Below are 6,221 nucleotides of genomic sequence, written 5' to 3' on the forward strand. Positions count from 1 at the left end.
CCAGTCATAAGCACAATGAGTATCAGCAGCTAGACTTGGAGCAGTAAAACAAATCTGCTGTACTATTTTTTGCTGATGCTTTGAGGATCTATCCAAATAACTGGTCATTTCCCAGACATTCATTGGCCTCTGACCATCAAGATAATACAAGTTTGGATTATGTGGTGGAGCCGCAGAGGCTAGCTGAGGAAAAATTAAAAACCCCGTATTAGCAAATGCTATTGAAGTAGCTATTAAAACTACTTTTGTCTGTTTCTTAAACATGATGTCTTCCTTATAAATAATTATGAATGATAATCTATATATTATATAGACGGACATTTTGATTATTTTTGCCAAAAAAAATCAAAAATAATTATAAGTGATTGAATTAAATAATAAATAATATGGAGTCCAAAGCGCAGCTTTGTACTATTAGCTGCGTAAGAACTACAGAGATTGCATATAAGCAGGGATAATATTTATGACTGCTTCAGTACTTAGATATTCTTAATTCAATGTAGCAGATATAATCTAATTTTCGAGTTACGATATTATAAGACGGACATTTTGATGAATTTTGCCAAAATTAGTTTTACTATGTTGAACAACGTATTATTGTAGAAATTCAGCATGTCAAACAAGACGATTTTTTTGATCGTTTTATAACCACTTTATTAGTATGGCAGAACAAGTTGATGGTTATAAAGAATACAGTTTTGATCGTACAATATATACTATACTGCTTATTATCAACACACCTCACGATGACAAGATAAAATACGGAAATGGTTAGAATTTATTGAAGGTTCATTAGATGGAAAAATGGATAAAAAAACTTATCCAAACAAATTATGGCAAAAAATTATGGATTCCATTGCCAAACAAGACATAGATCCAGAATTATTATCAGAAATCAAAGACGAAGCCGCTTGGGAAAAAGCTAAAAAACGTTTTGTTACTGAAGGAAGACGTGAAGGTATAATTGATTCTATACAAAAGCAATTATCCCTTAAATTTAAATCAAATATTCCAGAAAAATATAAGTCTAAATTAGAAACAATGACTTTGGAACAATTAGAGATTGTATCAGAAAAAATCATCACCAGTGATACATTAGAAGATATATTTAACTAGATAAGACCTGTCAGGTTTTTAAAACCTGACAGGTCTGTCAGTTAATTCAGATTATTCAGTAGGAATTGCTTTATCAAGACGGAATAAAATTATGATTGAAGTTGCCTCTTTACGCTATGGCGTTATTTTTAAAAAAGCCTTTTCTCAACCTTATATATTCACAGCTTTTGTTAAAGACTTAATTGGGATAGATATTGAAATTGATAAAGTAGAAACTGAAAAATATTTATTTGCTGAGGATAAAAAAAATCGTGTAATTATTGATATTCAACATAAGCGGTATAGTGACCATTATGACCGTTTTCTCCATTATCAACCCAATATGCAAGTCTTCACAATTGTTGTTTTAACTTCAGGTGATAAACATAAAACTGATATATCAATTACCGATTTTGAACCTAAAAAACTTGATGGAACAGGTATTGGCGAGACTCAACATAAAATTATTTATGTTTCTCCTAAATATGCAAGCGATGAAACACCAGAACCTTATCGAGAATGGCTCAAAGCGATTGATGATAGTTTAGATGAACAAGTTGAAGAAAGTGATTATAATAATGAAATTATTAAAGATATTTTTGCATTAATAAAAAAGGATAAAATAACCCCCAAAGAATATGCAAAAATGAAAAATCAATATTCCGAAGAAGAATATTTAAAAGATCAAAAACAAGAAGCAAAAGATACTAAAGCACTGGAAATTGCCAAAAAAATGCTTAATGCAGGGATGGATATAGAAACGATTACGGCAATGACAGGTTTAATGCCAGATTTAATAAAAGAAAAAGACATTAGTTTTTCAACCGAAGCGCAGGATCACCAAAAAGGGTAAACATCCTTAAAACTTCTGCTGAGGCTCCAAGTTCATATTTTTTGATGGTTTTTTAATTTACAGAACAATAATTTGATAAATGGAAACCATAACTACAGGGATTGCATATAAGCATGGATTATATAGGCATATCTATTACTATTATCCCTGCTTATATGCAATCCCTGTAGTTTTTAATAATGGAGTTGGGACTTTAGTCCCGTACATAAGGCAAAATTAGAAGATATATTTAACTGATTTAGGTAATTCGTTAAGACCTGTCAGGTTTTAAAAACCTGACAGGTCTGCAAATTAATCCAATGTAGCAGATATGATCTTATCAGCATGGAAAGTACGTGTTCCATCATATTCAATATCTTCTAAACCATAACAATATGTTACACCAGCTTCAACATTTTGATCTGGTTCAGAATAACTTGCACCCAAGACTCCATCTTGAGATTTAGAATAAACCAAAGGTTGAACTTGTCTTACATCTTGATAATTAGAAGGTTCAAGAGAACATTGCCCATCTATTGGTGTAGCTCTCCAAAGAGTAAAACCAGCGTTGTTGGTTTCAGTTCCAGTGGTCCAATTTATGGTTACTTTGCCATCAGTGACGTTGGCTGTGAATGAATCTAGGCTTACTGATAGTGATGGCGGATTTAAGGTTATTTTACCATTACAAACATCATAAGGATTAGGTGGAATACCAGTACCTCCCCATGGTGCGCCTGCATTTACCGTACCGCGTGATACAAAAGTGTCAGATGATGGATCTTTAACAAAAACTTCCGCTGTGCTATTAGATGGTATATTGTATATTGCAATTAGCCAAGGAGGAGTTGTAACATTATTGGATGTATTGGTTCTTGTATTAACTACGCCTGATGGTGAAGTTACCACTACTTTAATTTGAACAGTTTGTGGAGAACCACCAATATTATAAGTATCAAAAAGTGACTTTGTAAGCTCAATTTTCACACAAGCAGGTTCCTTTTTTTCCCAGTCAAAGTTCCATGCTGAAAAATGCTTTACTTTTCCTTCCAATCTTCCATTCAAATTACGAACAAAACCTTCTTCTATCCATTTGCCAGTAGCTTCATTAAAAGACCATAGTTTTGCTGCTTCATTTTCTTTGTTTGCTGGAGTTGGTACAGAAATAGTAGCATTTGTAGCCAACTCGTACTTTTTCCCTGAAGAGGCACCTACAAATTCAGCCCAGAAAACACCAGCACTTAGCAAGTAAGTAGTTTCACCTTGACTATTGACGGCACTCATATCACCGGGCATTGCTTCATTTGCCAAATCATAGGTATATACATAGGCATTTATAGGTTCATTTACCTTACCAAAAGCATTCGCCGGTAATTGAATATTAGTATTACGAGAATCTTTTATGGTAATTCCTTTGCTATGGTCTGCAATGCTAATTGAGATAAGTTCTGCTTTTTTAAGAGTAAAAACAAGATTCTTGTTAGGCCATTTTTCAATTATAGAAACTAAGGCATAACCCGGTTTGCTTACGCTAATTGCATATTGATCAGCTCTTTTGGCATGAAATCCAAAAGAACCATCTTTATTGGTTTTTCCAACTGCCTCGTTAATCCGCACAGTTGCATTAGGAACATTTGTAGTACCAGCAAAGTACTCACTTACATCTGCAAGTACTTTATTACTGGCAAATATCACCATCAAACCAACAAAAACAATAGATCGTATTCTATCGCTACGTTTTTTCTTTAAATGTCGCGTTGACATGTTTATGTCTCCAAGTTAAATATTAAATTTTAAATTTACGATATTATAAGACGGACATTTTGATGAAGTTTGCCAAAAAAAAATAAATTAAATTCTAAGTATATGAATTTAAACTTAGTAATTTAGCTTGACATTAAGATGAATGATGACTAAAATATTTTGTAAATGTAATGTGAAAGAATAGCTATGCAATTATCATTAATAATACCTGATTTTACTCCATTAACTTTAAATGAAAGCGTAAATGAGTTAAGTAAAACCATTAAATTGAATACCGCGTTAATGTTATTTAAAAATAGTAAATTTTCATTAGAGCAGGCAAGTGAATTTGCAGGTTTATCTATTTATCAATTCATAATTGAATGTAAAAAAAATAAAATTTCGATTATTAGTTATGATGAAGACGAATTAAAAGATGAATTAAACTTAATGAAAAATTTATGATATTAATAGCAGATAGTTCAGCATTAATAACATTATCAATTGTAAATAAACTTGAAATATTAGAGAAATTATTTGGTGATGTTTTTATTCCACAGGCAGTATTTAATGAAATTACAATGGTAAATAAAAAAGAATCACCAGAATTAAAAGAATATTGTCAAAATAGAATAAAAACAATATCTACTAATATTAACTTTAATATATCCCTTGGTATTGGAGAGAGTGAAGCGATTATTTTATATAAAGAAATGGAAGCAAACTTTTTTTTATGTGATGATAAAAAGGCAAAAAAATTTGCTAAAAGTTTTAATATAAATGTAATTGGTAGTTTGGGAGTATTATTAAAAGCAAAAGAGAAAGGATATGTAACAAAAATCAAACCTCTTGTAAAAATTTTAAAACAATCAAATATTTTTATTGATGAAAAAATTTATACATTAGTTCTAGGAAAAGCAAAAGAACTGTAAATATGTTACACCAAAAAAGCTTATTTCAACCGAAGCGCAGGATCACCAAAAAGGGTAAACATCCTTAAAACTTCTGCTGATGCCCCTTGTTCATATGCTTTTATCTTGGCTTGGGTGGTAATTAAACCTAATTTTCTATTGCCTTGTTTGAAGACGCTGTCAAATATATATTTGGCTAAGATCGCATTTTCCCATAAATAGGTAAAATTGCTGGCGGCAAATACTCCAATCGCCCCTGTTTTGGCTATTACCATTTCTTCGGCAAGGGAATAAGCATAGGAGCTTATGAAGTATCCATTGATACATGTCAGCATTAGAGCAAAGATTAGTTGTTCATTGTTTAGCTTTTCTACATCGCTTGATTTAAATAATCCTTTGTCAATACTCCATTTGTCTATTGTGCCATGTCCAATATAATTGCTCATCATTACACCATTGTTTATGCTAGCAATTATGTCTTGATTGGCTTGGCTTGCTTCTACGTGTGGTTCTAAATAAATTTTATCAGCTTCATATTGTGTTGGTAATATCTTAAATAAACGCTTAATACTTTATCAGGTGCTTCATTAGTTGAATTCTCAAAACATATGATTTTATGAATTATTTGCCTTACCATTTCTGGATTGTTTCCCGGAATTCTACCAATCAACATGTCTGGTAAATTGTCATTTGCTGCCACACTTACATACCAGTTGTCATCAGGAGTTATTATATTTTCAGCACTGACATAGAGATGAGTTGGCATCTCCAACTAGAAATACATAATTTGGTGCTGGCTTAGCCCAGTTTTTATAGGCATAAGCTAAGAATTGTTTAATAGCGGCTGAATCAGCTAAGCCATGATTGAATTCATTATAAATGTCTTCGACGCTTACAGTTTTAACCCGCAAACCTTGTTGGCGGCGTAATTGGGCTAATGGTTCTACTGCTGGTAAAAATTCTTTGGTGGTAATTAGTATATAATCTGCGCCGTTGTTTGGATTTTTTAGTTCAGGTGATTGCCAAATACCTATATTTTTTGGACTATGTATTTTATTTATAATAGCATCTTTGCCATGCAATTATATCCAATCATTAATGTATGATGATTGGGATGAGGAGCCGCTGTAGTGTAACCATAAAAAGCTACCTTGATTGTTGTTGCTGAATTTTGTGAGGGAATGTTATAATTTTTAACATCTAAAGCATTTAGTCTGTGCCAAAACCCTTTCGACTCGCGTCTTCCCCAAAATATAACCAATAAACTTTGGATTCTGCATAAAATTCAAGAAATTGTTCTGGTAAATTAATTGTAACCGCAACTTCTTTACCTTGATTAAATAGTTGTAAATTTTCTGGAATTATTGCTGCTGGCATTCCAGCCTTTACTAATTGTTGATAATATAATCTATAAATACCGGTTTCTGTAGTTTCAATTCTTAAAACTTGACATGGCAAAACTCGTAAACGACTAACTGGAATATCGCGTAAAATTTCTCTAACACCAAGCTCTACGAATTCTTTAACTGGTTTATTAACATCCAACAGCTCAGCCCCAAATTTACCGGTTGATGGGTTTTATGTAATTTCATATGTGTAGGTTGGGCTGACAATAGAAAGCCCAACATCAAAGTTACTACTCC

10 protein-coding genes are annotated in these 6,221 nt (G+C 32.1%); 4 read left to right on the plus strand and 6 right to left on the minus strand.

Translation table 11 applies throughout. The annotated features are described in order from the left end of the window. A partial coding sequence (locus tag BHU68_RS12045; protein WP_141700083.1) for a hypothetical protein occupies positions 1 to 264 on the minus strand: 264 nt, incomplete at its 3' end. Positions 265 to 804: 540 nt separating this feature from the next. On the opposite strand from BHU68_RS12045, the gene BHU68_RS12050 reads away from it, so the two are divergent. Then, entirely contained in the window at positions 805 to 1,116 is a 312-nt protein-coding gene (locus tag BHU68_RS12050) for a hypothetical protein (protein ID WP_069471893.1), read from the plus strand. Positions 1,117 to 1,207: 91 nt separating this feature from the next. Then, a complete protein-coding gene (locus BHU68_RS12055) occupies positions 1,208 to 1,948 on the plus strand; it encodes a hypothetical protein (RefSeq protein WP_069471894.1) in 741 nt (246 codons plus the stop codon). 291 nt (positions 1,949 to 2,239) lie between these two features. Here the strand turns inward: BHU68_RS12055 and BHU68_RS12060 are convergent, their stop codons facing one another. Then, on the minus strand, positions 2,240 to 3,688 hold the full coding sequence (locus tag BHU68_RS12060) for a carboxypeptidase regulatory-like domain-containing protein (protein WP_069471861.1): 1,449 nt from the start codon (positions 3,686 to 3,688) through the stop codon (positions 2,240 to 2,242). 186 nt (positions 3,689 to 3,874) lie between these two features. On the opposite strand from BHU68_RS12060, the gene BHU68_RS12065 reads away from it, so the two are divergent. Both BHU68_RS12065 and BHU68_RS12070 read left to right on the plus strand, forming a co-directional pair. Continuing rightward, positions 3,875 to 4,132: a UPF0175 family protein gene (locus tag BHU68_RS12065; protein ID WP_069471860.1), complete on the plus strand. Its 258-nt coding sequence runs from the start codon at positions 3,875 to 3,877 to the stop codon at positions 4,130 to 4,132. Continuing rightward, positions 4,129 to 4,599, plus strand: coding sequence for a DUF3368 domain-containing protein (locus tag BHU68_RS12070; RefSeq protein WP_069471859.1), 471 nt, complete (start codon positions 4,129 to 4,131; stop codon positions 4,597 to 4,599). The genes BHU68_RS12065 and BHU68_RS12070 overlap by 4 nt, the downstream gene beginning before the upstream one ends. Positions 4,600 to 4,619: 20 nt before the next feature. Here the strand turns inward: BHU68_RS12070 and BHU68_RS12075 are convergent, their stop codons facing one another. The 4 genes from BHU68_RS12075 to BHU68_RS12090 form a co-directional block, all read right to left on the minus strand. After that, a complete protein-coding gene (locus BHU68_RS12075; protein ID WP_083234998.1) occupies positions 4,620 to 5,147 on the minus strand; it encodes a C25 family cysteine peptidase in 528 nt (175 codons plus the stop codon). Then, the gene (locus BHU68_RS12080) at positions 5,090 to 5,344 is read right to left on the minus strand and encodes a C25 family cysteine peptidase (RefSeq protein ID WP_069472877.1); all 255 of its coding nucleotides are present in this window, start codon (positions 5,342 to 5,344) and stop codon (positions 5,090 to 5,092) included. Before BHU68_RS12080 ends, BHU68_RS12075 begins: the two co-directional genes overlap by 58 nt. After that, entirely contained in the window at positions 5,316 to 5,660 is a 345-nt protein-coding gene (locus BHU68_RS12085) for a C25 family cysteine peptidase (RefSeq protein ID WP_069471856.1), read from the minus strand. The genes BHU68_RS12080 and BHU68_RS12085 overlap by 29 nt, the downstream gene beginning before the upstream one ends. Before the next feature lie 127 nt (positions 5,661 to 5,787). Further along, a complete protein-coding gene (locus tag BHU68_RS12090; protein WP_069471855.1) occupies positions 5,788 to 6,123 on the minus strand; it encodes a hypothetical protein in 336 nt (111 codons plus the stop codon). Positions 6,124 to 6,221: the final 98 nt, after the last annotated feature.

Origin of the sequence: Candidatus Marithrix sp. Canyon 246 (genome assembly GCF_001723685.1) — a bacterium.
Taxonomy (GTDB): Bacteria; Pseudomonadota; Gammaproteobacteria; order Beggiatoales; family Beggiatoaceae; genus Marithrix.

Bases quoted from the DNA above. Each gene is read 5' to 3' on its own strand.
- BHU68_RS12055 (WP_069471894.1), top strand. From the start codon at position 1,208: ATGATTGAAGTTGCCTCTTTACGCTATGGCGTTATTTTTAAAAAAGCC.
- BHU68_RS12060 (WP_069471861.1), bottom strand. From the start codon at position 3,688: ATGTCAACGCGACATTTAAAGAAAAAACGTAGCGATAGAATACGATCT.
- BHU68_RS12080 (WP_069472877.1), bottom strand. From the start codon at position 5,344: ATGCCAACTCATCTCTATGTCAGTGCTGAAAATATAATAACTCCTGAT.
- BHU68_RS12050 (WP_069471893.1), top strand. From the start codon at position 805: ATGGATAAAAAAACTTATCCAAACAAATTATGGCAAAAAATTATGGAT.
- BHU68_RS12065 (WP_069471860.1), top strand. From the start codon at position 3,875: ATGCAATTATCATTAATAATACCTGATTTTACTCCATTAACTTTAAAT.
- BHU68_RS12070 (WP_069471859.1), top strand. From the start codon at position 4,129: ATGATATTAATAGCAGATAGTTCAGCATTAATAACATTATCAATTGTA.